Origin of the sequence: Solidesulfovibrio fructosivorans JJ] (assembly GCF_000179555.1) — a bacterium.
Classification (GTDB): Bacteria; Desulfobacterota; Desulfovibrionia; order Desulfovibrionales; family Desulfovibrionaceae; genus Solidesulfovibrio; species Solidesulfovibrio fructosivorans.
The window spans coordinates 24,109-49,472 of sequence record NZ_AECZ01000030.1 but is presented as its reverse complement, the minus strand read 5'-3'; the positions used below and the strand labels follow the sequence as shown (position 1 = coordinate 49,472).

At 67.6% G+C, this 25,364-nt stretch carries 19 protein-coding genes; 9 read left to right on the top strand and 10 right to left on the bottom strand.

Going from position 1 to position 25,364, the window contains the following annotated elements:
• Positions 1-153: 153 nt before the first annotated feature.
• The 3 genes from gap to DESFRDRAFT_RS16650 form a co-directional block, all read right to left on the bottom strand.
• On the bottom strand, positions 154-1,137 hold the full coding sequence (gene gap / locus DESFRDRAFT_RS16660; protein ID WP_005995873.1) for a type I glyceraldehyde-3-phosphate dehydrogenase: 984 nt from the start codon (positions 1,135-1,137) through the stop codon (positions 154-156).
• Positions 1,138-1,222: 85 nt separating this feature from the next.
• Positions 1,223-1,756, bottom strand: a complete 534-nt coding sequence (locus DESFRDRAFT_RS16655) for a metal-dependent hydrolase (protein ID WP_005995872.1) — start codon at positions 1,754-1,756, stop codon at positions 1,223-1,225.
• Positions 1,757-1,768: 12 nt separating this feature from the next.
• Positions 1,769-2,383 carry a hypothetical protein gene (locus tag DESFRDRAFT_RS16650; RefSeq protein ID WP_005995870.1) on the bottom strand — a complete coding sequence of 205 codons (615 nt, stop codon included), beginning with the start codon at positions 2,381-2,383 and terminating at the stop codon, positions 1,769-1,771.
• A gap of 163 nt (positions 2,384-2,546) precedes the next feature.
• Between DESFRDRAFT_RS16650 and DESFRDRAFT_RS16645 the strand changes: the two genes are divergently transcribed.
• On the top strand, positions 2,547-3,017 hold the full coding sequence (locus tag DESFRDRAFT_RS16645; RefSeq protein WP_005995869.1) for a hypothetical protein: 471 nt from the start codon (positions 2,547-2,549) through the stop codon (positions 3,015-3,017).
• A 139-nt stretch (positions 3,018-3,156) separates the two neighbouring features.
• On the opposite strand, the gene DESFRDRAFT_RS16640 is transcribed toward DESFRDRAFT_RS16645, so the two are convergent.
• Both DESFRDRAFT_RS16640 and DESFRDRAFT_RS16635 read right to left on the bottom strand, forming a co-directional pair.
• Entirely contained in the window at positions 3,157-7,620 is a 4,464-nt protein-coding gene (locus DESFRDRAFT_RS16640) for a translocation/assembly module TamB domain-containing protein (protein WP_005995868.1), read from the bottom strand.
• The gene (locus DESFRDRAFT_RS16635; protein WP_005995867.1) at positions 7,583-9,406 is read right to left on the bottom strand and encodes an autotransporter assembly complex protein TamA; all 1,824 of its coding nucleotides are present in this window, start codon (positions 9,404-9,406) and stop codon (positions 7,583-7,585) included. The genes DESFRDRAFT_RS16640 and DESFRDRAFT_RS16635 overlap by 38 nt, the downstream gene beginning before the upstream one ends.
• A 278-nt stretch (positions 9,407-9,684) precedes the next feature.
• Between DESFRDRAFT_RS16635 and DESFRDRAFT_RS16630 the strand changes: the two genes are divergently transcribed.
• Entirely contained in the window at positions 9,685-10,764 is a 1,080-nt protein-coding gene (locus DESFRDRAFT_RS16630) for an HD domain-containing phosphohydrolase (RefSeq protein WP_005995866.1), read from the top strand.
• 25 nt (positions 10,765-10,789) lie between these two features.
• Positions 10,790-11,923 carry a hybrid sensor histidine kinase/response regulator gene (locus DESFRDRAFT_RS16625; protein ID WP_005995865.1) on the top strand — a complete coding sequence of 378 codons (1,134 nt, stop codon included), beginning with the start codon at positions 10,790-10,792 and terminating at the stop codon, positions 11,921-11,923.
• Between the two features lie 121 nt (positions 11,924-12,044).
• On the opposite strand, the gene acs is transcribed toward DESFRDRAFT_RS16625, so the two are convergent.
• Genes acs through DESFRDRAFT_RS16600 form a run of 5 tightly spaced genes read right to left on the bottom strand, consistent with a single transcriptional unit; the run spans position 12,045 to position 17,783 of the window.
• Positions 12,045-13,952, bottom strand: a complete 1,908-nt coding sequence (acs, locus tag DESFRDRAFT_RS16620; RefSeq protein WP_005995864.1) for an acetate--CoA ligase — start codon at positions 13,950-13,952, stop codon at positions 12,045-12,047.
• Positions 13,953-13,984: 32 nt separating this feature from the next.
• Positions 13,985-14,863 (bottom strand): LytR/AlgR family response regulator transcription factor, encoded by an 879-nt coding sequence (locus DESFRDRAFT_RS16615; RefSeq protein ID WP_005995862.1) that lies wholly within the window; start codon positions 14,861-14,863, stop codon positions 13,985-13,987.
• A 9-nt stretch (positions 14,864-14,872) separates the two neighbouring features.
• Positions 14,873-15,520 (bottom strand): hypothetical protein, encoded by a 648-nt coding sequence (locus tag DESFRDRAFT_RS16610; RefSeq protein ID WP_005995859.1) that lies wholly within the window; start codon positions 15,518-15,520, stop codon positions 14,873-14,875.
• Positions 15,517-16,701, bottom strand: coding sequence for a type IV pilus twitching motility protein PilT (locus DESFRDRAFT_RS16605; protein WP_005995857.1), 1,185 nt, complete (start codon positions 16,699-16,701; stop codon positions 15,517-15,519). Before DESFRDRAFT_RS16605 ends, DESFRDRAFT_RS16610 begins: the two co-directional genes overlap by 4 nt.
• Before the next feature lie 5 nt (positions 16,702-16,706).
• Positions 16,707-17,783 (bottom strand): type IV pilus twitching motility protein PilT, encoded by a 1,077-nt coding sequence (locus DESFRDRAFT_RS16600; protein ID WP_005995855.1) that lies wholly within the window; start codon positions 17,781-17,783, stop codon positions 16,707-16,709.
• A 336-nt stretch (positions 17,784-18,119) separates the two neighbouring features.
• Here DESFRDRAFT_RS16600 and DESFRDRAFT_RS16595 point away from each other — a divergent pair, with 336 nt between their 5' ends.
• From DESFRDRAFT_RS16595 to DESFRDRAFT_RS23155, 6 genes are read left to right on the top strand one after another with little or no spacing between them, the layout of a single operon-like run.
• On the top strand, positions 18,120-18,305 hold the full coding sequence (locus DESFRDRAFT_RS16595; protein WP_005995853.1) for a helix-turn-helix domain-containing protein: 186 nt from the start codon (positions 18,120-18,122) through the stop codon (positions 18,303-18,305).
• 35 nt (positions 18,306-18,340) lie between these two features.
• Positions 18,341-20,338 (top strand): type IV pilus biogenesis protein PilM, encoded by a 1,998-nt coding sequence (locus tag DESFRDRAFT_RS16590; RefSeq protein WP_005995851.1) that lies wholly within the window; start codon positions 18,341-18,343, stop codon positions 20,336-20,338.
• 3 nt (positions 20,339-20,341) lie between these two features.
• Positions 20,342-20,875 (top strand): hypothetical protein, encoded by a 534-nt coding sequence (locus DESFRDRAFT_RS16585; RefSeq protein ID WP_005995848.1) that lies wholly within the window; start codon positions 20,342-20,344, stop codon positions 20,873-20,875.
• Between the two features lie 12 nt (positions 20,876-20,887).
• Positions 20,888-21,364, top strand: coding sequence for a hypothetical protein (locus tag DESFRDRAFT_RS16580; RefSeq protein WP_005995846.1), 477 nt, complete (start codon positions 20,888-20,890; stop codon positions 21,362-21,364).
• 39 nt (positions 21,365-21,403) lie between these two features.
• Positions 21,404-23,308 carry a secretin N-terminal domain-containing protein gene (locus DESFRDRAFT_RS16575; RefSeq protein ID WP_233489637.1) on the top strand — a complete coding sequence of 635 codons (1,905 nt, stop codon included), beginning with the start codon at positions 21,404-21,406 and terminating at the stop codon, positions 23,306-23,308.
• A gap of 11 nt (positions 23,309-23,319) precedes the next feature.
• Positions 23,320-25,314: an ExeA family protein gene (locus DESFRDRAFT_RS23155; RefSeq protein ID WP_005995842.1), complete on the top strand. Its 1,995-nt coding sequence runs from the start codon at positions 23,320-23,322 to the stop codon at positions 25,312-25,314.
• The last annotated feature ends 50 nt before the right edge of the window (positions 25,315-25,364 follow it).

The following is a 25,364-nucleotide window of genomic DNA, read 5'->3' as shown; positions in this document are numbered from 1 at the left end:
AGGGGAACCCTTTTTGAAAAAAGGGTTCCCCTCTCGCGCTCTCCCCTCCCAAAAACTTTTTAACGATAACAGACCGTCACCATTAAAATCTTTAGAAAGGGGGTCCGGGGGGAAACCTTTCTACAGAAAGGGTTCCCCCCGGTTCTTCACTTCTTAAAGGCTTGCCACCTTCTTGATCAGGCGCACGAGCTGGTTGGTGAAGCCGGATTCGTTGTCGTACCAGGCCAGGATTTTGGCCATGGTGCCGTCGAGGACCTGGCTGGCCTTGGCGTCGACCACGCCGCCGTGGGTGTCGCCGGTGAAGTCGATGGACACCAGCGGCTCCTCGGTGAATCCCAGGTTCTCGCCGGAGGCGGCCTCGAGCACCTTGAGCAGCCCGGCGGTGTCGGTGGGCTTTTCCAGTTCGCAGGAGAAATCCACCAGGGAGACGTTGGGCGTGGGCACGCGGATGGACATGCCGTCCAGGCGTCCGGCCAGGGCCGGGATGACCTTGGTCACGGCCCGGGCCGCGCCGGTGGTGGTCGGGATCATGGACAGGCCGCAGGCCCGGCCGCGCCGCCAGTCCTTGTGGGAGCCGTCCAGGATGCGCTGGCTCATGGTGTAGGCGTGGATGGTGGTCATCAGGCCGTGCTTGATGCCGAAGGCGTCGTTTACGGCCTTGGCGATGGGGGCCAGGCAGTTGGTGGTGCAGGAGGCGTTGGAGATGATGCGGTGCTCGGGCCGCAGGTCCTGGTCGTTGACGCCCATGACGACGGTGATGTCCTCGTTTTTCCCGGGGGCGCTGATGATGACCTTTTTGGCCCCGGAGGCCATGTGCTTTTCGCAGGATTCCCGGTCCACGAACTTGCCGGTCGTCTCGACGAGGTAGTCGCAGCCGCAATCCCCCCAGCGCCATTCGCCGCCGCCGTGGCGGGTGATGGCGACGGGCTTGTCGTTTATGATCAGGCCTTCCTCGCTCGGGACGACGGTGCCGGCGAAGCGGCCGTGCACGGAGTCGTATTTGAGCAGATGGGCAAGCTGGGCGTTGTCGGCCCGGGCATTGATGGCCTTGATGGTGATGTCGGGATCGCCGGCAACAAGCCGCGTCAGGTATCGTCCGATCCGGCCGAATCCGTTGATGCCGATCGTAACCGCCATATCCGTGTCCTCCTGGGATGGTTCGTGAGGTATCGGTGGGAAGCGCGTGGGCACGGCCCGCAGGCGCGAAAAATTATAGGCCGGGTCACGGTTTTGTGTCAATGAAATGTCGTTCTTTTCCGATGGTTAGGCGGTTTGCCAAAACGGGGCGGACGACGGGCGGCCAGGAGGCGGCAAGGGCCAGCCTGGCCGAGACGGCCAGGGCGGTCAGGGCGATGTCGCACCAGGCCAGGGCGGACAAGGGCGCAACCGTGTAAAAGCGCCAGGCCATCTCGGCCGTGGAGGCGTCGACGGTGGGAAAAGCGCCCAGAAACGGCCAGAAAAGGACCGGAGCCCGCACCACGTCGCAGACGAGGTGCAGGCTCCAGAAGAGGGCCACGACAAGGGGCCACGATGCGGGCAGGCGCGCCCGGCGGCACAGCAGGGCGAAAAGCGTGAGAAAAAGCGCGCCGCCGATCAGGCTGTGGGCGATGCCGTGCCCGGGCAGGCCGAAAAGGAGCTTGAGCGGCTTGTCGATCCAGTCCGGCCCGAAGGCGGCCACGACGCAAAGCGCAAGCGGCGCGCGGCGAAAGACGAACTGGTTGCCGAGCGAACCCAGGGCGGCGTGGCCGAAAACCATGGTTGCGCCTTGCTATTGGGGCAACAGCCAGTTCTGGTCGATGGAAAACAGGGGAAACGCCGGCTGTGGTTCCGGCGCGCCCCGGACCATGGAGTCGTAGCAGGCCTTTTCATTGGCTATGGCCCTGTTGTCCGAGAGCCGGATGACATTGCCCTTGGGGCCGTCATCGACGGCCGCGCCGAAATGCTCGAGCAGCACGTCGACGCCCTTGGTCTTGTTGGAGCCGAACACCCAGCGGTAGCCCTTGTACTTGCCGCTTTTTTTCGAAGGCAGCGGGGTGGGCACGCCGTAGCGGACGGTCATGCCCTTGACCAGCTTGTCGAAGGCGGCCAGGGAGCCGTCGGCGTAGAGCAGGCGCACCCGCATGACGCGGTTGGTGGTGGCGCAGCCGCCGAGGATCACGTAGCCGGCCTCGAATCCCTTGGTCGGCTTGAGGTTGGCCCGGATGAGCCACGGCCGGTTCCAGATGGGGGCCATGCGGGAGATGTCGAGGCGGTCGCGCAGGTTTTCGGCGTCCGCGCCGAGGGTGATGCCGGCAAGCGTGGTGGGGGCCTTCTGGGCGCACACGGGCGCGGCCAGGGACAGGATCACGGTCAGGGCGAGCAGGGCCGGAAGACATCGGGGCATGGGAGGCTCCTTTGGCGTCGTTGTCTGGCTTCTCGGCCCACAATGCCCGGGGTTTCGCGATTGTCAAGGCCACGGGCTTGCCGGACGTCGCGCCATGGCGTAGAAACGCCACAATCCGTCCGGGCGCGTCGCCCGCTTGTCCCATTTCAAGGAGATTATCGACATGACCAGAAAGGCCTTGCTTTTTGTCTTGTTTTTCATGCTGGTGGCGTTTCGCGTTCCGGCCTATTCGGCTTCCTCGGTGTCCGCGGCGGGGGGCAAATCCTTTGCCCAGGCCTGGAACAGCTACAGCAGCGGCGAGAAAAAATCCTTCCTGTTCGGACTGGCCACGGCGGTGCGGATCATGTGCACCGACGCGAGCACCCTCCAGAAGGACGCCAAGCCCCAGGAGATCGAGCAGCACTTCCGCAACTGCTTCAATTCCTACGTCGGCGTGGAGCCCGGCCGCCTCATCGACGCCATGAACTCCCTCTATGCCGACCCCAAAAACGCCATGATCCCCATCGACGGGGCCTACAAGATTTCGCTTATGCGGCTGCGCGGCGACAAGGTGGACGAGGTGATCGTCCAGTCCCGCAAGTACGGCGAGCGGATCCAGCAGGAAATCGACCAGCAGCGCAAGGCCGGCAAATAAAGGCAACGGCGACGCGGGAGGGGACGCTCTTCGAGAGGAGGCGGCCCTCCCGCGCTCTTTCCTCCCTCAATTTCCCGTCTTGCCGGGTGTCGTCCCTTCGCGCCCTTGCCCATGAAAGGGACGGGGCTTTCGTCCCGGGCTAGTAGTCCCACTTCCAGTTGACGCCCACGCCCTGCTTGTTGTCCGCGCCGACCCGGCTGTCCACAGTGATGTTGGGGGTGACCTGCACCTCCACGGACACGGCCCCGGACTGCGCGCCCATGCCCTGTTCCACGCCCACGGTCACGCCCTTGGTGATTTCCTTGCCGGCCTTGAGCACGGTGGAGGCCATGCCGCCGCCCTTGCCGTCCGAGACCAGGGACAGCTGGTCGAGGCCGAGAATGCGTCGGGTGCGGGCCAGGACGCTGGTGGGCGAGCCGCCGGCGTAGAGCGAGGCGGCGGCCTGGGCAAGCTGGGCCGCCTGGACCGGGGACAGCGTCTTGGCGGACTGTCCGAAGAGAATCCGCGAGAGGATCTCGTCATGGGACAGCGTCGGCGTCGAAACCAGCTTGATGGACGGGTTGGTCGCGTCGCCGGTGATGGAGACCCCGGCCGTGACGTCCCCGGAGGTGTTTTCGGCCAGGATGTCGAGGAGGGGGGCCGGGGGCGTGCCGCCGGTGAAGGTGACGTCGCCCTTGCTGATCTCCAGGTTGCTGCCGAAAAGCTCCACCCGGCCCTTGGCCACGTAATACTTGCCGACCACGACCGGCGCGGCGGCCGTGCCCGTGACCTTGACCTTGCCTTCCCAGCGCGATTCCAGTCCCAGTCCCCGCACGTAGACCGCCTGGCCGAGCGAGGCCGTGATGTCCAGGTCGACGCGGCGGGCGGCGGCCGGCGGCTCGTGGCGCTTGGCCTTTTTCTTCGGCGCGTTGGGATCGTTGACGTAGGTGACGGGAATGACCACCACGTCCGGGGGCAGCGAGGTGGGCAGGTTGATGTCGGCCGGGCCGATCTCGACGGCGCCGCTCGCCCGCATCTGTGACAGGGTGCCGGCCACGGCCAGGTCGCCGTTCGCCGTGACCCGGGCCAGATCGAGCCCGGCCACGCGGAGATGGTTGAGTTTCAGCTTCAGGTCCACGGGGCCGTTTTGCGGGTCCTCGATGCCGACCTTGCCGGTGAGCGTGAAGGTGCCGCCGTGGCCGTCCTGGCCCGAAGCCTGCGCGATGGTGACGGTCCCGCCCGAGGCGTTGGCCCGGAAGGTCAGGTTGTGCAGGACGAGGCCGGCATCGGCGTTCTCGAGCTTTTTCGCGGCCAGGGCCATCGATCCCGAAACCGACGGGGCGGCAAGCGTGCCGCCAAGGGCCATGTCGGCGGTCAGGCGGCCGACGATGCGGGTATTGGCCTGGGCGAGAAGTCCCGCCATTTGCGACAGGTCGCTGTCGGCGGTGACCCGGCCGGAAAGCGGGGCGTTTTGCGGCACGTCGAAGGCAAAGGGTTCCAGGCCGAAGCGCACGGGCAGATTGGCCGTGACGGTGACGGCCTCCTTCTTGCCGGTCGGGCCGACGGCGACGCGCGCCTCGGCCTTGCCGCCGGAAACGGACGCCTTGGCGGTCACGGCCAGCGTCGGCAGGCCCGAACCCTTTTCCGAGGCCATGGACAGGTCGTTGACCGCGACCTCGGCCGTGATTTCGGGCCTTGCCGGGGAGCCGGCCAGGGACACTGACGCTTGTCCCGTGCCGCTAAGCCCGGTCACGCCGAAGGAGGCCAGCATGGGCAGGGAAAGATGCGTGACGGAAGCCTTGCCGGAGACGGACCGGGGCGAGAGGTTGGCCGAGGCTTCGATTTTGGCCTTGTCGAAGGTCAGGGCCAAGGCGTCGAGGCGTTTGGTCGCGCCGTCGAGGGTCACCGTGGCCGGAGCGGTGAGGCGGAATTTCTGCTTGTCCAGGCTCCCGTCGAGGCTGGACACGGTGATCCGGCGGCCCTTGCCCGCTGGCGCAAGGCCGATGGTGGTGGCCAGGGTGAGCGGCTTGCCCCCCGGGATGGTCCCCTTGGCGTCGAGCCTGGCGGAAAGCGCGCGGCCGTCGCCATGGGCGGCCAGGGACAGCGTCGCCAGATCGAGGTCGCCGGCGGCCAGCCCCTTGGCGGCGATGTCGGCCTTGCCCCGGGGATTGCCGGTGACGTCGTCGAGATTGGCGGCCACGGTCAGGTTCGCGGCGGCAAGGCCGGGCAGGCGCAGGCCGGCGGCGGTCAGGTCGCACACGACGCCTTGTCCGTTTTTGCCGGCTGTGGCCGTGGCGGAAAGCGTCAGGCTGCCGGCGAGCTTTTGCCCGGCGAAACGGCCGATCCCGGCGAGGCTTCCCGCCTTGCCGGAAAGCTTGCCGCTGACGCGTCCGGTTGCCGTGTCGACGACGGCGTCGCCGGAAAAGGCGGTGTCCGGGGCGGCCAGACGCAGGTTGGAAACGGAAAGCCGCGTGCCGCGCAGGGCGTAGCCGGCTTCGAACCGGGCCGATTCCCCCTCGCGCCGGGCGGAAAGCGACAGTGTGCCGTTTGGCGCGGCGGCCAGATCGTTGCCCGTGGCCGCAAGCTCCAGCCCGGACAGGGCCAGGTCGCCGAAAACGAGGCCTTCGCCCTTGGCCGAAACGGTCAGGCGTGGGGCGGCGGCGGTGCCGGCGACGGCCAGGTCGAGGGACAGCGCGCCGCCGCTTTTTTCGCTAAGGGCCGGTTCGAGCACGGCCAGATTGGCGGCCTTGAGCGCGGCCTTGGCCGAAAGGCCATCGGAGGCGGCGTCATAGTCGCCCGAAGCGGCGAGCGTGACCGCCTTGCCGTGAAGGGTCAGGGATTCGACGCGCGCGCCGGATGCCGCGAACCGGGCCTTGGCGGCGACGTCGGGCGACGCGCCGAGCAGGGCGGCCAGGGCTTTGGCCGCCTCGTCCGCGCCTTCGCGGGCGGCCAGCCCCGTAAGATTTACAGCCAAGTCGGCTTTCCCCTTGCCGGCGGCGTCGGCCGCGATGTCGGCCGTCAGCGCCAGCTTGCCGGTCAGGCGCAATCCGGCCAGGCCGGCCGCGCCGGCGATGTCGGCCACGGAAATGCCGAGCTGTCCGGCGATCTTGTTGCCGGCGTAGCGCAGGTCGCGTGCGGTAACCGCGCCGCCCGCGCCCGTAAGGGCGATCTTTTTCGCGGTGACGGCCCCGTCGGCGGCGACGTCGGCCGCCGCGTTGAGGCGTAAGGCCTCGCCCAACAGCGAGGTCCCCTCGGGCCCGGCCAGTCCGTCCAGATTGCCGGTCACGGTGAGCCCCGCCCCGGGAAAGGGGCCGTCCAGGTCGCCGGCCGGATCGGCCGTGGCGTTGATCGTGGCCGCCCTGAGGGACGTCGGGCCGGCCCTCAAGCCGCCGAGGGTCAGGCGCGCGGTGAGCTTTGGCCGGTTGAGCGGTCCGCTGGCGTCGATGGTGACCGCCGCGTTGCCGGCCAGGGAGGGATCGATGACGGCGGCGTCCGGGAGGTTCACCGTGGCCGTCGCGGTCATCTTCTTGCCGGTTGCGTCCAGGCCGGCCTTGGCCGTGAGGCTGCCGGCGGCCACGTTGGCCGTCAGCTCGTCCAGGAACAGGTCGTCGTTGACGATGCCCACGCGCCCGGCCAGGGAGAGGCCCGGATGGTCGCCGACCAATTTGGCGGCGGCCTCGGGCACAAGCCCAGGCGGCGGCGTGACGGCCAGTCGCACGGAGAAGGCTGCCAGGGCGTTTTTTCGCAGGGGCACGCCGAGGCCCAGGTCGGCGTTTAAAAATTCCTTGCCGCCAAGCGCGGCCGTGAACGTTCCCTTCCAGGCGTCGAGCGGGCCGTCGCCGGTCAGGTTCACGGTCAGCCCCCCGCCGTCCGGTCCGGCCAGGGCGGCGGCGAGCAGCCCGCCGGGCGCGTCGGCCAGGGAGGCCTTGGCCGCGAGCTTCCAGTCGGCATAGTTGAGCGAGCCGGCCAAGTTGACCGAAAGCGGCTTGTCGCCGTCCAGGCGCTGAGCGGCGAGCGCCAACCCCACGGCCCCGGCCCCGGATTCGGCCAGCCTGCCGTCGATGCGAATGACGGCGTCCTGGCCGGCCAGTTCCTTGTCCAGGATGAGCCGGCCCACGGCAAGGCGGTCCACGAGGATGGGCGGCAGCCGGGGGAAGCGCGGCGGCCACTCCATGGCCGGGGGCTCCGGCGCGGGCGGCAGGTCCGGGGCGCGGCGCACCCGCACGGTGCCGGCCGCGATCTCGTTTATGACCACCCGGCCGCGCAGCAACGCCAGCGGCGACCAGGACAGGCGCGCGTCGGCCACCACAAGCCAGGTGCCTTTCTTGTCGGCCAGGGCGAAGCGTCCCACGTTTAAGGAGAAAGGCAGTGTGCCCGAGACGTTTTCGATGCGGGCGTCGAGTCCCGACCCGGCGCGTATGCCCTGCTCGGCCACCCGGGCGGCCAGGTCGAGCCCGAAGGGGGTCAGCAGCAGGCCCCAGCCGACAAGCAGCAAGGCGCAAAGGCCGGCCAGGGCGAACCCCAGCCAGCGCCAGAAGCGGCGGCGCGGTCGGGGATGGCGCGGTGGGGCGGCGTTCGCCCCGGCCTTAGAAGGACTGTCCGATGCTGAAGTAGAATTGGGCAATGTCGTCGATATCCTTGCGCGGGGTCACCGGTGTGGCCACATCCAGGCGCACGGGGCCGACCGGGGTGTACACGCGAACCCCGAGCCCCGCTCCGAGCAGAATCGGCTGGTCGTAGGGGGCCAGGGCGTTTTTGAAGGCGGAGCCGCCGTCGAGGAAGGGCACAATCCCGATCAGTTCGGTGATGCGCCAGCGCAATTCCGCCGAAAAGGTGAAAAGCGATCCGCCGCCGACCGGGGTCTTGCCCCGCAGCGGTCCCACGGTCTGGTAGGGGTAGCCCCGGATGGAGCCGGAGCCGCCGGCGTAAAAGCGCAGGTCCGGGGAGACGTCGTTGCGCGAGGCCCCGATATTGGCGCCGCCGATGACCCGGGTAGCCAGGACCAGTCCCGGTTTTTCGAGCAGTTTGAAGTAGTTGGCCACGGAAAATTCCGGGCGGACGAAGTTCGGGCCATTGCCGACGGCGCCCCAGTAGGGGGCGCAGGCGAGGCTCGCCATAATGCCTTGCTGCGGGTCGAGCAGGTCCTTGCGCGTATCGTAGGAGGCTTCGACGGGCAAAAAGACGAAACCGTAGCGGGTGCCGTCCTCCCAGGGACGCGATTCGTCCTTCTCGATGTAGGAGGCGCGGTAGCCGACCCCGGCCCCGGCGGTGAAGGTGTCGGTGAAGTGGCGGCGCACCATGGCCGTGGCCTGGGCGTTTTTGCCCTTGTAGGCCTTCTTGTTTTCGTCGGCCACCTTGCCCTTGGCCGTAAACAGGTTCTTGGGGGCCAGGAAGTCGGGCTTTTCAAACGTGATTTCGCCGAGCTGCTCGATGGCCGAGCCGGTGGCCGCCAGGGAGAGCTTTTCGCCGCCGCCGAAGAGGTTGCGGTTTTCCCAGCTGAGGTTCGCCCCGGGGCCTTCGTCGGTCTTGTAATTGACGCCGCCCTTTATGGTGCGATGCTTGCGTTCGATCACCTTGACCAGGATGGGGGCCCGGCCCGAGGCGTCGAGCTCCCCGGCCGGCTCCACCTGGACCATGGTGAAAAGGTCGAGGCCGACGAGCGTCTTGCGGTAGCGGGCCACGAGGTCCGCGTCGTAGGGCTGGCCTTCCCGCCAGGGGACCTGGGCGGCGAGGTAGGCCTCCTTGATCGAGGTCAGCCCGGAAAAGCGCAGCGGCCCGAAGGCGGCCCGCGGCCCGGGATCGACGGTCCAGACCACGGTCACGTCGTGGTTGGCGAAATTGGCCGTGACCTGGCGCTTGGCGATCTTGGCGTAGGGCCGGGCCTGCCGGTGCAGGATGTCGGTGATCCTGGCTTCGGCGTCGACCACGGCCTTGGCCAGAAACGGTTCGGGCACGGGCAGCCCGATTGCTTCCGGCGTCGGCAGTTCGGCGTCGCGGCCCGGCTGGTCGGGCGGCACGGCGAGTGTCACCTTGCTTAACGCGAAGCGCGGCCCGGCCTTGATGGCGTAGGTCAAAACCGCCGGCGAAACGCCCTGGTCGAGGTCGACGGTGATCACGGCGGCGAAGTAGCCTTCGGATTGAAAGACCTTGGCAAAGGCGGTCTTGTCCTCGTCGGCCCGGCGCTCGAGGAGCAGGGCCGAATCCGGCGGGCTCTGGACCAGGCTTTCCGCCTTGGAAACCTGTTTGAGCAGCCCGAGGATGCGGGGATCGGCGTCTCCGGTGTAGCGCACCACGTAGGCCAGCCCGCTTGGGGACGCATGGGAAGCGGCGTGGGCGGCCCCCCCGATGCAGGCGCAGGCGGCCATGATGGCGAAAACGGCCCAAAGGGCGGCAAAGATCCTTGAATGCATGCGCTGTCCGATAACGGGTCTCTCTTTCCTTGCAACCGGCCGACAGGAGCAGGCCTAACACGAGCGCAAGCGGCCAAGCAACAGGAGGGACGGCGGATCGAGTCGAAAAGACTCTTTTTTCTTGCCCCGGCGTCGGCCAGGGACGATCCCCCTTCGGAGGACCGTCGAACATGGCCGGCGACTTGACCCTTCGGGAAGCCATGCCCTAGTATGGAATGTGGAAAAGGCTGCTGCGCACTTCGCATTTAGAGAATCCTGACGGCAAAGGCTGGTGGAATGTGGACGGCCCCAAGCGCATTTTGGCTATTGACGACGAACGCATCAACCTTCGGGTGATCGGCGGGCTGTTGCGCAACCTCGGCCATGAACCGGTGCTCACGGAATCCTTCACCGAGGCGCGCCAGCACCTGGATGCGACCATCGATCTGGTGCTGCTCGACGTCATGATGCCCGAAACCGACGGTTTCACCGTGGCCAAAAAAATTCGGGAAATCCCGGAAGTGGCCGACGTCCCCATCATCATGGTCACGGCGCTGACCAGCAAGCAGGACAGGCTCAAGGCCGTCGAGGCCGGGGCCAACGACTTCATCTCCAAGCCCATCGACCTGACCGAACTGCGGGTGCGCATGGGCTCGCTTCTCAAGATGAAGGAATCCCAGGACGAGGTGAAGCGCTACCAGGCCGAACTCGAGGAGATGGTGGCCGTGCGCACCTCGGCCCTCAAGATGGCCCTGGAAAACGTCAAGGAATCCCAGCGCACCATCCTCTCGGCCCACCTGGAGACCATCCACCGCCTGGCCTCCGCCGCCGAATTCAAGGACGAGGAGACCGCCGATCACATCCAACGCATGAGCCGCTACTGCGCCTTGCTCGCCGCCAAGCTGGGCCTGCCCGACGCCGAGGTCGACCTGGTCTTGCAGGCCAGCCCCATGCACGACATCGGCAAAATCGGTATCCCCGACAGCATCCTTTTGAAGCCGGCCAAGCTCACGCCCGAGGAATGGGTGGTGATGCAAAAGCACACCATCTTCGGCGGACGCATCCTGGGCGATTCCAATTTCGAACTCTTGCGCGTGGGCGAGATCATCGCCCTGTCCCATCACGAGAAATGGGACGGCTCGGGCTATCCCAAGGGGCTTTCCGGCGAGGCCATCCCCCTCTACGGCCGCATCTGCGCCGTGGCCGACGTCTTCGACGCCCTGACCAGCAAGCGGCCCTACAAGGAGGCTTTCTCCAACGAGAAATCCCTGGAGATCATGCGGGCCGGCCGGGGAAGCCATTTCGATCCGCGCGTGCTGGATGTCTTTTTGAACGATTTCGACAGCGTCGAAAAAATCCAGCGGGAATTCGAGATGTAAACGGGCCTTTAGGGACCCGAACCCCATGTCCGACACCGACAAGCGACCCTCCGTGCTCATCGTGGACGACGTGCCGGCCAATATCCGGGTGCTGGCCGAGTCCCTGCGCGACGGGCACGACATCCGCGTGGCCGCCCGGGGCGTGGATGCCCTGGACCTCGCCCGGCGCCTTCCCCCGGATATCATCCTCCTCGACGTCGTCATGCCCGACATGGACGGCTACGAAGTCTGCCGCCGCTTGAAGGCCGATCCGGCCACGGCCGGTATTCCGATCATCTTCGTCACCGCCAAGTTCGCGCCCGAGGACGAGGCCTACGGGCTCTCGCTCGGCGCCGTGGACTACATCGCCAAGCCGGCGAGCCCGGCCGTGGTGCGGGCCAGGGTGAAAAACCACCTGGAACTGCGCGCGGCCCGGGAGGAACTCGCCCGGCAAAACGCGGCCCTGACCGAGGCGGCCAAGCTGCGCGAGGATGTGGACCGCATCATGCGTCACGACCTCAAGGCCCCGTTGACAGGCATCATCGGCCTGCCGCCGCTGATCCTGGACGAGGGGAATCTCAGCGACACCCAGGCCATGTTCGTGCGCCTGATCGAGGAAAGCGGCCTCAAGATGCTCTCCATGATCAACCAGTCCCTGGACCTGTTCAAGATGGAGCGCGGGACGTATGCGCTGCGTCCCGAGCCCATGGACGCGGCGGCCGTGGTGCGGCGTCTTTTCGCGGAGGCGGCGGGCGTTGCCGGCGACAAGCACAATGTGCTGACTCTGACCGTGGCCGGCAGCCCGGACGACGGCAAGACGCCGGCCATGCTCACGGCCGAGCGGCTGCTTTTCCACACCATGCTGGCCAATTGCCTGAAAAACGCGCTGGAAGCCTCGCCGGAAAACGGCGTGGTCACGGTCGCTCTGCGCCCGGGCGATCCGGCCGAAATAGCCGTCACCAACCAGGGCGTGGTGCCGGCGGACATGCGGGAACGCTTTTTTGCGAAGTATGCCACGTCGGGCAAAATGGACGGCACCGGACTCGGAACCTACTCCACGCGGCTTATCGCCGAAGCCCACGGCGGCGGCGTGCGCATGGAAACCTCCGACGCTACCGGCACAACCACAGTCACGATATTGTTACCTCAAGGAGAATGTGCGAGAGGGGAAACCCTTTAAAAAGGGTTGTCCCCTCTCGCGCTCTCCCCTTCCTAAATTTTATAATTTGACTGATTGTTGCGGGTAACATCCCGTAACCATTAGAAGTCTTTTGAAAGGGGGTCCGGGGGGAAACTTTTCTTCAGAAAAGTTTCCCCCCGGCTTCCTCCTCCTCCCGCAGCACGCGCCGCAGGATCTTGCCGCTATGCGTGCGGGGCAGGCTTTCGCGCAGCGCGACCGCCCGCACGATGACGATGGGGCCGAGTTCGCGGCGCACGTGGGCGCGCAGGTCCGAGGCGAAGGCGTCGGCGTCGGCGTAGGCCTCCTGCCACTGGGGTGAGGGCACCACGAAGGCCTTGGCCACCTCGCCCTTGATCTTGTCCGGCAGCCCGATCACGGCCGCATCGGCCACGAAGCGGTGGGAGCAAAGCGCCGCCTCCACTTCGGCAGTGCCGATGCGGTGGCCGGCGATGTTGAGCACGTCGTCGGCCCGGCCCTGGATCCAGAAATAGCCGTCCTCGTCGCGCCGGGCCAGATCGCCGGCGAAATAGACGCCCGGGATCTTTTCCCAATAGGCGGCGTAGGCCGCGTCGTCGCCGGCCAGGCCGGTGAGCATGCCGGGCCAGGGTTTGCCAAGGACCAGAAAACCGCTTTGGCCCGGGGGCACGGGCCGGCCGTCTTCGTCCACCACGTCGGCGGCGACGCCGGGCAGGGCCTTGCCCACGGAACCGGGCTTGAGCAGGGAGATCGGCATGGGCGAGAGCATGGCCATGCCCGTTTCGGTCTGCCACCAGGTGTCGAGGACCGGGCAGTTGGAGCGGCCGATGTGCTTGTAGAGCCACATCCAGGCGTCGGGGCCGAGGGGCTCGCCCACGCTGCCGAGAAGGCGCAGTGTCGAGATGTCGCGGTTTTTGGGATACTGCGGCCCGTAGCGCATGAGCATGCGGATGAGCGTCGGGGTGGCGTAAAAGATGGTGGCCCCGTAGCGCTCGATGATGGCCGGCAGGCGGTCGGCCTGGGGATAGAGGGGGTGGCCTTCGTAGAGGATGACCGTGGCCCCGGTCAAAAGCGGCCCGTAGACGCCGTAGGTATGGCCGGTGATCCAGCCCGGGTCGGCGGTGCAGAAATGGATGTCCGTCGGCTTGATGTCGAAAACGGTGCGGAAGGTGTGGTGCGCGCCGACCATGTAGCCGCCGTGGCTGTGCACCACGGACTTGGGCTTGCCGGTGGTGCCGGAGGTGGGCAGCCAGAAAAGCGGCTCCCCGGCCTCCATGATCTCGGTCGCCGCTTCGGGCGATTCCTGGCGCAGCAGGTCGTGGTAATACAGGTCGCGGGGCTCCTGCATGTCGATGTCGCCCCCGGTGCGGCGCACGACCACCACCGTCTCGGCCACGTCCGGCCTGGCGTCGGCGAGGCCCTCGTCCACCACGGCCTTGAGGTTTATAAGCTTGCCGCCGCGGTAGAAGCCGTCGGCCGTGACGAGCACCTTGGCCCCGGCCTCGTTCACGCGTTCGCGCAGGAATTTGGCCGCATAGCCGGCGAAGACGAAGACGTGCACGGCCCCGATTTTGGCCGTGGCCAGCATGGCGACCACGGTTTCGGGGATGGGCGGCATGTACAGGCACACCCGGTCGCCGCGCCCGACGCCGAGCGCCCGGAGCGCCCCGGCCAGCCGGTTGACCTCGCGGTAGAGCTCGAAATAGGTGAATTTGCGGCAGTCTCCGGCCTCGCCCTCCCAGATGAGCGCCAGCTTGTTCTTGGTCCAGATATGGACGTGGCGGTCCAGGGCGTTGTGCACGATGTTGGTGCGGGCCCCGGGAAACCAGCGGTAGACCGGGGGGCGCGAGTCGTCGAGCACGGCGTCCCATTTGCGGTGCCATTCGAGTTCGAGGGCCGCCTGCTCCCAGTAGCCCGGGTGGTCGGCCGCGGCCAGCCGGTAGGCCTCGACCAGTTCGGCCGGCTTGACGTTGGCCTCGATGACCGTGGACGGGGCCGGCCGGAACACGCGCTCTTCCGCAGGCGGCGCGCCTGGGGTCTCGGTCGTCGGCATCGGTATCCTCCTTGGCGGCAAAACGCGTTCCCTTACAAGCCGAGAATCTGCTTGAGCTCGCCGATGCGGCGGCGGCCGATGGGCAGTTCGATGCGCGTCTTGCCGGCGGTGCGCAGCATGAAGTTGCCGCCGGGCAGGGTGGCGATCTCCGTCACTTGGTCCAGGTTGACGAGGTATTTGCGGTGCACCCGGAAAAAGCGGTGGGGCCGCAGCCGTTCCTCGAGGTTTTTGAGGCGGTACGAGGTCAGAAGCTTTTTGGTGGCGGTGTGGACGAAGGAGTAGTCCTCGTAGGCCTCGATGAAAAGAATCTGGGTGTAGGGCATGAGGATGGTGCGGCCGTCGAAGGTGATGGGGAGCTTTTCGATGTCCACCGGCCGCTCGGAGCCCGTGTCCCAGGCCTGACGCAGGGCCGAGAGGAAGCGGTCCTCCTCCTCGCCTTCCAGGGGGAGCTGCACGGTCCGTTCGCCCTCGGGGTCGTCGTCCAGGGCGGCCGGGGCGGCGGCGGGCCGCCACTGGGGCGGCGGGGCCTCGCGAAAGGCCGGCTTGTAGCGGGAAAGCCGCTCCAGGGTCTGGGCGATGCGTTGGGGGGAAAAGGGCCACAGCAGATAGTCCGCCGCGCCGAGTTCGAAGGCCGCGAAGGCCCGGGATTCGTCCGTGGCGATAAAGACCAGCCCGGGCTGGCGCTTGGCAGCTGTCAGCGCCTGGGCCAGCTCGAAGCCGCCCACCTCGCCCGGCAGGTCCACGCCGCAAAAAAGGAGCCCGTAGGGAATGGCCCGCAACAGTTCCGACGCCTCGTAGGCGTCCACGGCCTCGCCGAGCACCCGGATGAAATCCGCTTCCGCCAGCCCCTGGCGCAGGGCGGTGCGGACTTCGGGATCGGGGTGTACGAGCAGGGCCGCGATACGGTCCATTGGGCGTCCTTAAGGAGCGGTAAAAAGGGAGGGCAGGGCGCTTCGGCGCTCCCAGGCGGCGGCCAGCCTGCCCGCGATGTTTTCGGCGACGCGGCCGTCAAGGACCGCATCGGCCCCGGCGGCGAAGGCGGCCGTCGCGTCGCCCTCGGTAAATTCCCCCACCAGGAAAACGGCGAGCCGTTCCCGCTGCCGGCCGGTAAGCGCGCCCACGGCGTCGAGCAGTTCCCGGGCGGCCGGTCCGTCCGTGGCCACGACCATGGCCGGAAGCAATCCGGCCACATCGGCCCGGTTCTGGTCCGGCTCGGGCGCGGCATCGAGCGCATGCCAGGCGGGGGCCGGAAAGGCCGCGTCCAGGGCCTGCCGCCAGGGCGCGTCACCCAGGGCGACGAGGATCAGGCGCGCCCCCGGGGGCACGGGCCGGGGATCGGGCAGGGGCGTCACTTCGGGCGTCTGCCCGGCCGCCGGAGCCGGGGACGGCGCGCCCAAGGCCTTCCCCGCGTCTTCGAAGACCGCTCCGGTCGCGGTGCGGGTAAATGTGCGGCGCATGCCGCAGGCCGGACAGGTGAACGCCGCCCGGCCGCCGACAGGCGGTTTGTCCGGGGCGAGCGTCAGCGCGTGGCCGCCGCAGGGGCAGGTGATGACGGTCCCGCCGGTCATGACGGCTTCTCCGTTTCGGGGGCCTCCGGCGGCGGCGCGTCCAGGGAAAGCCCGGTGATGGAGGAGACGGGAAGGCCCCGTCCGGCCTTTACCGCGTCCAGGGCGCGGGCCAGCGCGGCCCGGTCCGAGGCCCGGGCCATGGCCGTTTCCTCGGTGATGGTCCCGGCGGCGTAAAGGGCCGCCGTGGAGGCGTCGAAGGTGACCATGCCGTAGGGCTCGCCTTGTTCCAGAATGTCGGAAAAACCCAGGCCCTGTTCCTTGGGCGCGCGGATGCGGTCCCGGGTGCGAAGCGTCGCGGCCAGGACCTCCACGGACACGGCCCGTCCGCCGCCGACGCGCGGCAGCAGCCGCTGGGCCGCCACGTAGCGCAGGCTCGCGGCCAGGCGTTGCCGGGCCAGGGTCTGTTCGCTGGGGCCGAAAAAGGCCAGCAGCCGCTCCACCGCGCCGGCGCAGTCGGCCGTGTGCAGGGTGGTGAGGACGAGGTGCCCGGTTTCGGCCGCGCCGAGGGCCGCGTCCACGGTCTCCCGGTCGCGGGCCTCGCCGACGAGGATCACATGGGGGGCCTGGCGCAGGGCGGAGCGGATGCCGTCGGCGAAATCCGGGAAATCCGTGCCCAGCTCCCGCTGGCTGACCACGCCGCGTCCGGGAGCGAAAAGGTTTTCCACCGGGTCTTCCAGGGTGACCACGTGCACGGCCCGGGCGGCCAGGATGGCGGCGGTCAGGGCGGCGAGGGTGGTGGATTTGCCCGAGCCCGTGGCCCCGACCACCAGCACCAGCCCTTCGGCGAGTGCGGCCATGCCCGTGAAAACCGGCGGCAGCCCAAGGGCGGCAAGGGCCGGCGGGGCGTCCGGCAGGCGGCGCAGCACCAGCCCCAGGCAGTCCCCGGCCCGGTAGGCGTTGACCCGGAAGCGCACGCCGGTCGGGTGGCGGTAGGCCGCGTCGCAGCCGCCCCGGGCGCGCAGGTCGGCGACGAGCCGGGCGTCCGTGCCCACAAGCCCCCGCACCAGGGCTTCGGTCTGGGCCGGGGCGAGGGGGCCGGCGAGTCCGGCCAGGCAAAGCGGGGTGAACGCGCCGTCGACGAGGGCTCCGGCCGGGGACCGGGCGGTGAAAATGTAGTCCGAGGCGGCCGGGGCTTGGCCCAGGGCTTCGCCGACAACGGCGTCGAGCAGGCGGCGGGGCATGGCGATCAGGCCTCCCGGCCCGCCGTTTTCGGGGCCACGTCGGCGAATCGCGTCTTGTTGAAGGCGTTTCTCCAGGCGTCGAGGCCGTCGATGCGTCCGGCGGCCAGCAGGTCGAGCATGGCTTCGTCCAGGGTGCGCATGCCCTGCTTCTTGCCCGTCTCCATGACCGAGTAGAGCTGGAACACCTTGTTTTCCCGGATGATGTTGCGCACGGCCGTGTTGGCCAGAAGGATTTCCTGGGCCAGCACCCGGCCCGGGGCGTCGGCGCGCGTGAAGAGCACCTGGGAGATCACGGCCGACAGGGATTCGGACAGGGCCGAGCGGATCTGCGGCTGCCGGTCGCCGGGAAACACGTCGATGATGCGGTCGATGGTCTTGGCGGCGGACACGGTGTGCAGGGTCGAGAGCACCAGATGGCCGGTCTCGGCCGCTTCCAGGGCCAGCTCGATGGTCTCCATGTCGCGCATTTCGCCGACCAGGATGATGTCCGGGTCCTCGCGCAGGGCTCCGCGCAAGGCGGCGGCGAAGCTTTTCGTGTCGCGCCCCACCTCGCGCTGGTTGACGAGCGCCGCCGCCGGGGCGTGCACGAACTCGATGGGGTCCTCGATGGTGATGATGTGGTCGCGCCGGTTCTCGGCGGCGTGGCGCACCATGGCGGCGAGCGTGGTGGATTTGCCCGAGCCCGTGGGCCCGGTGACCAGGACCAGCCCCTTGGGCCGCAAGGCCAGCTCGGCCAGGATATCGGGCAGGCCCAGGTCGGCAAGCGTGGGCACGGTTTCGGGGATGGCCCGAAAGGCGGCGGCCGCGCCGCGTTCCTGACGGAAGTAGTTGGCCCGAAAACGCCCGATGCCGGGCGAGGCGTAGGCGAAATCGAGGTCGCCCGTCTCCTCGTAGGACTTGACCAGCCGTTCCGGGGCGATCTCGTAGAGCAGGGCCTTTAATTCCTCGTTTTCGAGGGTCTTGTATTTGATGCGCTCGAGCCGGCCGTTGATGCGCAGCACCGGCTGGGCTCCGCTGGAAAGATGCAGGTCCGAGGCGCCGGTTTCCTTGAGCATCTGAAAAAACGCGTCGATTTGGGCCATGGGTCCGCCGTGTTGTTGGGGTCTTGCCTCCGCCCCACCCTAGCATCAAGGCCGGTGGTTTTGGAATCGCCGCGTGGACGCCGGCTCCGTTGGGCACGGCTTTTGTAAGATTAGAGGTGGCCCGAACGGCTCCTTTTGAAGAAGTCTCGGGAAATTGAAAGGTTACGATCCAAGCGGCGGAGGGAAGGTCCGCCGGGGAGATTGATGAAATGAAACGGTTGGGTGCGGGAAATAAAAAAGTGGAACGGATGGGACGCGCGTTGGGCGCGCATCCGGTTTTTTTTTGGCCCGAGCCGACCGTAAGTATCGTTAGATAGCGATAAGGAGCGATGCGCCATGCGGGAACACGTGGGAGAAATCAAGGAAACCTACACGGTGCAGGAAGTGGCCAGGCTGCTCAAATGCAGCGACCAGACGGTGCGCAAATTCATCAAGGGCCACACCCTGCACGGGGTCAAGGTCGGGCGGGGCTGGCGCATCAGCCATGACGAAGTGTCGCGGCTGACGCGTCTGCAGGATTAGGCCGCGATACCGCACTCCCAACACGGACAACGATGATGGCCAAGAAAAAAGCAACCACGCCGAACCAGCGGCTGCTGGAGATGATCCGCCGGCCGGGCGGGAAAACGGCGGCGAGTGCCCCCCCGGAGCGCAAATCCGTCCGGGGCCCGCGCCGTTTTCCCTTCGGCAAGGCCGTTTCGGTCGGCGTGGACATCGCGCCGACGCGGCTGACCTGCATCAAGGTCCGTGGCCATGATGCCGGGTTCGAGGTGCTTGGGGCCGTGGTCGTTCCCGTGCCGGCCGGCGTCGCGCCGGGCAAGGCGGGCTTTGCGGAGCTGCTTCGCCGCGCGCTGACCGAGTTGTGCGGCCCCGGGCCGCTCCCGCGCGTCTGGGCCGGGGACCAGAGTTCCCGGGCCAACATCCAATTCGTGACCATCCCCAAGGTGTCCTCCGGGCAGGTGGACAACGCGGTGTTCTGGACGGCCAAAAAGGAAATGGCCTTTGACGAGGCCGCGGTGATCTTCGACTTCGAGCGTCGGGGCGAGACGACCGAAAAAGGCATGGCGCGTCTTGGGGCTCTGGCCTACACCGCCCAGCGCGAGGCCGCCGAGGCGCTTCGGTCGGATTTCGTCAAGGCCGGGTTTCCCCTGGCCGGGCTCACCCTCGAATCCTTTGCCCACCAGAATTTTTTTCGCCGCCGTGTCCTGTCGGGGGCCGAGGGGGCCACGGCCAATCTGCATATCGGCCAGAACTGGTCGCGCCTGGAAATTTTCAACAACGGCAATTTGATGTTCGTGCGGGTCATCAAGACGTCCATGTCCGGCATGGAGCAGGCCGTGCAGGAGGCCCTGGAGGCGAATCTGTCCGCCACGCCGCCGCCCGTGTCGGAGCAGGGCATGGCCTTGGCCCCCGGCGCGGCCGAGGAGACGCTCCTGGACCTGGATGACGGGGGGAGCGCCGGTCAGGGACTGGTGCTCGAACTCGAGCCAGAACCGGAAAACGCCTCCGGCGGCCGCACCGCCGACGAGGCGGATCGGCCGCGTGTGACCAAGAAACAGGCCCGGGAGCTTTTCTGGAGCATCGTTTACGGCTGCGAGGACCTGGACGCCTGCCATCCCGGCATGGGGCTCAATCCCGAAGACGTCATGGGCATGCTCGAGCCCGTGGCCTCGCGCCTGGTGCGCCAGGTGGAGATGACCCTCAAGCATTACCGCGAATCCCTCGGCTATGACGCGGTGACGCAGTTGACGGTGTCGGGCCTTTTGGGCGGCAGCAAGGCGTTCGTGCGCTATATCGGGGAACAGACCGGACTTCGCTGCTCCCCTCTCGATCTGCTGGGCGCGCGTGTCCCCAGGGTGCCGCTTGTAAACGACTGGATGCTGCCCGCAACGGCCTGGACCCAGGCCCTGGGGCTGGCCTTCGCCGATGTGGACGTCACGCCGAGCGTGTTTTTCACCTACAAGGAAAAGGCGTCCGCCCGGATTTCCCACCAGCTCGAACAGTGGACGCTGATCATCCTGGCCGTGGTGCTGGCGGCCATGGCCTTTTTTTCCTTCGACGCCGCTTCCACCCGCCGCGCGCTCACCCGGGAACGGGACGGGCTGCGCGCGGAGCTGGCTTCTCTCGGCGGCGAGGTGGATGTGGTCTCCCTGTCGCGGATGGCGGACGATCTTCGCGTCAAGCGGGAGAAGCTGCACGCCTTTGCCGCCCGCAACCGCGCGGTGGGGCTCTGGGAACGGGCCCTGGCCCTGGCTCCGGACGGGGTTGGCGTCGGCACGCTGACCACCGAGCTCGGCGCGCCGCGCGAGTCGGGCAAGAAAAACGGCAAAAGGGCCAAGGGCGCGGCGGCGGCGGCGACGGGACGGCTGGTCATCGACGGCATGATTACCGGCGACGCCCGCCTGTTCGACTCGATGTTGGCCAGTTATGTGGTGGCCCTCGAAGGCGAGCCCCTTTTCGAAAACGTCACGGTGAAAAAAAGCGAAGTGGAACCCCTTGCCGACGGCGCTTCGGGCCTGCGCTACGTCATCGGCATTGAGCTTCCCGGGGACTAGGCCATGAATCTTGCGGAGATCAAACGCCGTCTGCCTCCCCGCACCGTGGGTTTTCTGGTCGCGGGCGCGGTCATCGCGGCGGGGTTCATGGCGGTTTTCATCGTGCCGGATTACCACGCCGCCGGGGAACTGAGGCGCGACATCGAGCACCTGCGCTCGTCGCTGGCCCTGCGCCGCCAGTTCGCGCCGGCCATCGAACTACTCAAGCAGGCCCGGGAGCATTTGCGCCAGGTCGGCCCGGTGGGCGGCAAGGGCTCGTTGCCTCTTTCCGATGTGGGCCGGCTCAACACGATTTTCGGCGACATGGTCACGCCGCTCGGGCTTCGGCTGACGCGCGTTTCCCCGGACCCTTCCTCGGTGACGCGAAAGGGGCTGCTCGCGGTGCGGCTCGGATTGTCCGGGCCGGCGGAGGCGTTTCGGGAGTTCATGCTGACCCTTGGCCGCTATGGGCCCCTGGTCACGGTGGAGTCGGTCTCCACCGTGGCCGGCGAGCAGGGGCGCGAATACGCCATGAAATGCTGGCTGGCGATCAAGTAGGCGGGGTGGGCGATGAGCAAACGCGAGAAAATCCTGTTGGCGGCGGTCTGCGTTACGGCCGTGCTCGGGCTTTGGATCACCCTTGACCGGCCCTCGCGCCAGACCGCGCCCAAGCCCGCCTCCGGCGACGCCGCCCAGGCCGCGAACATGCTGCGCGCCATCAAGGATTCGGATCTGAGCCCGGCCACGATCTCGCTGGTCTCGGCCATCGGGAGAAAATGGCCGGCAACGGCTTTTTACGACAAGCCGCTGTCCGGGCGGGGACCCGTACAACATGCGGTCCTGCCCCGCTATTCGGGATACGTGGAGCTTGGCAGCGGCAAATTGGCCGTCTTGGACGGCATGGAATACCAGGCCGGCGACGCCCTGGAAGGCGGCGGCTACAAGGTCGTTTCCATCGCCCCGGACCAGGTGGTGCTGGAAAGTCTGGCCAACGGGCAGCAGGTGACGATTCCCTACGAGGGACAGGATGCCCGGCAGGGGCGTTAAGCCATGGCGCTTCACGCCGGGCGGGATGGGAGAATGCGTATGCGAGGTCGCGTCATGAATGCGGAGAAGTGGGGCAGGGCCGTGCTGGCCGCGCTTTTGACGGTGTCCCTGGCCGCTCCGGGATGCGTGAAGAAGCCGCACAAGGATGCCTTTATCGAGCATTGGGATGCGCGGGCCGTCCAGTCGGAGGGGTACTCCCCGTCGAGCCATCCGCGGCGGATCGAATTCAAGAAGGCGGCCATCGACACCAAGAAGGACAAGGCCCCGGAGAAGCCGGCGCGGCCGTTGCCCACCCAGAAGATGACGCTGCGCATGTACGACACGGACCTGGTGGCCGTGGTGCGGGCCATGGCCCGGGCGGCCAACCAGAACGTGGTGCTTTCCTCGTCGATTCCGGGCGCCACCGGCGCCGGCGAGGGCCAGCAGGGCAAGGGGATGCGCATCAACGTCAACGTGGCCGACGCCCCCTGGGACGAGACCTTCAAAAGCATCCTGGCCTCCAACGGCCTGACCTATTCGGTGGAAGGCGACATCATCCGCGTGATGACCGTGGCCGACATGGAGCAGCAGCAAAAGCTCAAGGAAGCGACGAACAAGGTGGCGGCCGAAGCGGCCAGGGCCAGGGAGCTCGAACCCGACGTCACGGCCCGGGTCGAGATCAATTACGCCGAGCTTTCCAAGATGTACGCCACGCTTTCGGCCATGTGCGGGGCGTCCGGCGCGACCATGCCCGGGCAGCAGGCCAAGCCGCAGACCCCCGTCGGCCAGACCGTCCGCAACATCACGCCGGACCGCTCCGCCAACGACACCATCAAGCTGCAAGGCCAGGGCGGACATCGGCCAGGCCAGCTCAACTGTTCCATCGTGCCGGACCAGCACAGCAATTCCATCATCATCCAGGCCCCGGAGGCCGATGCGAAAAAACTGGTGGCGCTCATCGAAGAGCTCGACAAGCCGCGTCCCCAGGTCAAGCTCAAGGCCTTTATCGTGCAGACCGACCGGAACACGGCCCAGGCCCTCGGCGTGCAGTGGGGCGGGGTGCTCAAGGGCTCCAACTTCCGGATGTCTCCGGCCCAACAGGCCACCACCTCGACCTCCATGACGGCGGGCAATAACGGCATGACATCGGCCAACGCCGCGTCCTCCGGTTCGACTCTCACCGGTTCCGGCAGCGTTTCCAACGCCAATACCGGCAGCTCGAGCCTCAGCAACGTGACGAGCCCGATCTTCCCCGGCGGCTCGTCCGGCAACGGTTTTGGCCTCAACTATCCGGCCCTGACCAATTCCCTGACCACGGCCTCGGGCCTTGGGGCCGCCGGCGCCGGGGTCAACTTCCTGTTCGGCAAGATCGGCGAAAACGTGCTGGAAGCCCAGCTCACCGCCCTGGCCGAGGATAATAAGGTGAAAATCCTGGCCAGCCCCACCATCACCACCATGGAGAACCAGACGGCCTTCGTGGAAAACGGCATGGACGTGCCCTACACCTCCACCTCCCAGAACGGCACCAACGTCCAGTTCGCCAACGCCACCCTGCGGCTTGAAATCCTCCCCCACGTGGTGGACGGCACCAACCTGCGCATGAAGATCACGGTCAAGGACGACCAGGTGGACACCTCGCGCACCGTGGACGGCAACCCCTACATCTACAAGCGCGAAACCCAGTCGAACCTGGTGGTCGAGGACCGCGAGACCATCGTCATCTCCGGGCTGGTCCGCGATACGGTGTCCGACGGCAATTCCGGCGTACCCTTCCTGCGGGACATCCCGGGGCTCGGCTGGGCCTTTAAATCCAAAAATTCGAGCGTCGAGCGCGAACAGATGCTTATTTTCATAACGCCCATCATTCTCAAGGAAAAACCCATCGCGCCGGTGCCGCCCGTGGCCGATCGCGTCGACCCGAAAGCCCTTTCGCCCGTCGCCGCGGCCGAAGCCGCCAGACCTTAAAGGAGTGCGCCATGAGCTATTATCAGGCCCTGGGCCTCGCTTGCGAGCCCTTCTCCAACTCTCCGGACCCGGATCTGCTCTACCGGGCCCCGTCCCATCTGGAATGCCTGCAGCACATGGAAATCGCCGTGCGGCTGCGGCGCGGACTCAACGTGGTGCTCGGCGAGGTGGGCACGGGCAAGACCACGCTCGGCCGGGAACTGACCCGGCTGCTCGACGGCGACGACGACATCGAGGTCCATTTTATCGACGACCCCTACCACGCCACGCCCGAGGATTTTCTGTTGTCCCTGGCCCGGCTGTTCGGCCTGGACACGGCGTCGCTCGGGCGCGACGCGGGGCTTTTGCGCGAGGCGCTCAAGGCCGAACTGCTTAGGCGCGGCCAGGACGGCCGGCGCATCGTGGCCCTGATCGTGGACGAGGGGCAAAAGATCACTCCGCCGTGCCTGGAACTTTTGCGCGAACTGCTCAATTTCGAGACCAACACGCACAAGCTCCTGCAGATCGTCATCTTCGCCCAAGACGAGTTCGAGGACGTGCTGGCCGCCCGGCCCAACCTCGAGGACCGGGTCAATTTCCGCTACCGGCTTTTGCCGCTTAACAGGCCCCAGACCCGGCGCATGATCGAAACCCGTCTGGCCCTGTGTTCCCCGGACGGACAGGCCCCGGCCGTTTTCACGGCCCTGGCCTGCCGCCGCATCCATCGCCTGACCGGCGGCTATCCGCGCAAGATCGTGCGCCTTTGCCACCTGTCCATGCTGCTTGCGGTCGGCTTTGGCCGACGTCGCATCGGCTGGGGACTGGTCGGCCGGGCGGCCCGGGAGTCGCGGGGGGGCGCTTCGGCGTGGCTGCGCCGGGGAAGCCTTGCCGCCGGCTGCGCCCTGGCCGGGCTGATCGTCGTGGGCATGGCGAGCGGCCGGCCGCCGTTCGTGCGCCACGGCGCGGATATCCTGACCCGGGCGGTCGCGACCCTGACCGCCCCTTCGACGACCGCTTCTTCCGGGGAGCGGACGCCGGCCCCGAATGCCGCGCCCGTGGCCGCGCCGGCCGTCGCCGGGGCGGATGCGCCGCTTCTGGCCGCCCACGGCGGCGTGACGCCAACGCCGGCGGGGGAGGCCGCGGGTCCGGCTCCGACCCCGGCCGAAGCCGTTTCGCCGGCCACAGGCGACACCCCGGCTTCGGCCGCGTCGCAAACGGCCACGGTCGAGGTCCCGGCCGCCGCGCCGCCGGCTCCGACCAACCCGGCCGCGCCGGCCCCAAAGGCGGGCCAGGGACGGGATCTGGCCGCCGCCTTGGATCTGGCCGCCGCCGCCTTGCCGCCGAGCGCCTCGGAAAACGTCATCGTGGTCGCCCCGGACGACGCCCTGCCGGCGGCGTCCGCCGTGGCCGCCTCCTCGCCCGAATTGCCGCCGGCCATGCCCGTTCCCGGAAACGCGGCCGCGCCCGACCGGATCGGGGCCTGCGTCATGCGCCCGGGCTGGAGCGTGAGCAAACTGGCGGCGCGGCTCTACGGCAACGGCGGCAGGAAGGTGCTGGCCCAACTGTCGGTCGCCAATCCGGGCAAGCACTTCAACACGATACGGGTCGGCGAAACCCTGGTCTTTCCGCCCATAGAAGCCGCCGCTCCTCCGGCGGGATCGTACCTGGTCAAGGTGGCCAGCGTCGACGGGCTACAGAAGGGATACACTTTTATTTCCCGCCACATAGACAAGACGGAACTCTCGCTTTTCTGCACCCGGCTGCCGGACGCGAGCCTGCGCTACGATGTGGTGCTGCCCGTTTTGTATCCCAATCAGGAGGCGGCGGAGGCGGCCCTGGCGGGCCTCCCCCGGGAGCTTGCGGCCAAGGCGGTGCTCCTTGGCGGCTATCCGGCCGGCACGACCTATTTCACGGAACTCGGCGCGGCCTCCCGGCCCGCTCCGGCAGTGACCCGGGCTGTGGCGGCCAAGGCCGTCGTCCGGCAGGTGGCCGAACGGCAGCCGTCGCCGCTTCCCGGTCAGCCGTAGCCCTGGACGAAAGGCTGCAGCCGTGACAGGGAAAGGACCGGCCGCGCATA

Bases quoted from the DNA above. Each gene is read 5' to 3' on its own strand.
- gap (WP_005995873.1), bottom strand. From the start codon at position 1,137: ATGGCGGTTACGATCGGCATCAACGGATTCGGCCGGATCGGACGATAC.
- DESFRDRAFT_RS16655 (WP_005995872.1), bottom strand. From the start codon at position 1,756: ATGGTTTTCGGCCACGCCGCCCTGGGTTCGCTCGGCAACCAGTTCGTC.
- DESFRDRAFT_RS16650 (WP_005995870.1), bottom strand. From the start codon at position 2,383: ATGCCCCGATGTCTTCCGGCCCTGCTCGCCCTGACCGTGATCCTGTCC.
- DESFRDRAFT_RS16645 (WP_005995869.1), top strand. From the start codon at position 2,547: ATGACCAGAAAGGCCTTGCTTTTTGTCTTGTTTTTCATGCTGGTGGCG.
- DESFRDRAFT_RS16635 (WP_005995867.1), bottom strand. From the start codon at position 9,406: ATGCATTCAAGGATCTTTGCCGCCCTTTGGGCCGTTTTCGCCATCATG.
- DESFRDRAFT_RS16625 (WP_005995865.1), top strand. From the start codon at position 10,790: ATGTCCGACACCGACAAGCGACCCTCCGTGCTCATCGTGGACGACGTG.
- acs (WP_005995864.1), bottom strand. From the start codon at position 13,952: ATGCCGACGACCGAGACCCCAGGCGCGCCGCCTGCGGAAGAGCGCGTG.
- DESFRDRAFT_RS16615 (WP_005995862.1), bottom strand. From the start codon at position 14,863: ATGGACCGTATCGCGGCCCTGCTCGTACACCCCGATCCCGAAGTCCGC.
- DESFRDRAFT_RS16610 (WP_005995859.1), bottom strand. From the start codon at position 15,520: ATGACCGGCGGGACCGTCATCACCTGCCCCTGCGGCGGCCACGCGCTG.
- DESFRDRAFT_RS16605 (WP_005995857.1), bottom strand. From the start codon at position 16,701: ATGCCCCGCCGCCTGCTCGACGCCGTTGTCGGCGAAGCCCTGGGCCAA.
- DESFRDRAFT_RS16600 (WP_005995855.1), bottom strand. From the start codon at position 17,783: ATGGCCCAAATCGACGCGTTTTTTCAGATGCTCAAGGAAACCGGCGCC.
- DESFRDRAFT_RS16595 (WP_005995853.1), top strand. From the start codon at position 18,120: ATGCGGGAACACGTGGGAGAAATCAAGGAAACCTACACGGTGCAGGAA.
- DESFRDRAFT_RS16590 (WP_005995851.1), top strand. From the start codon at position 18,341: ATGGCCAAGAAAAAAGCAACCACGCCGAACCAGCGGCTGCTGGAGATG.
- DESFRDRAFT_RS16585 (WP_005995848.1), top strand. From the start codon at position 20,342: ATGAATCTTGCGGAGATCAAACGCCGTCTGCCTCCCCGCACCGTGGGT.
- DESFRDRAFT_RS16580 (WP_005995846.1), top strand. From the start codon at position 20,888: ATGAGCAAACGCGAGAAAATCCTGTTGGCGGCGGTCTGCGTTACGGCC.
- DESFRDRAFT_RS16575 (WP_233489637.1), top strand. From the start codon at position 21,404: ATGCGAGGTCGCGTCATGAATGCGGAGAAGTGGGGCAGGGCCGTGCTG.
- DESFRDRAFT_RS23155 (WP_005995842.1), top strand. From the start codon at position 23,320: ATGAGCTATTATCAGGCCCTGGGCCTCGCTTGCGAGCCCTTCTCCAAC.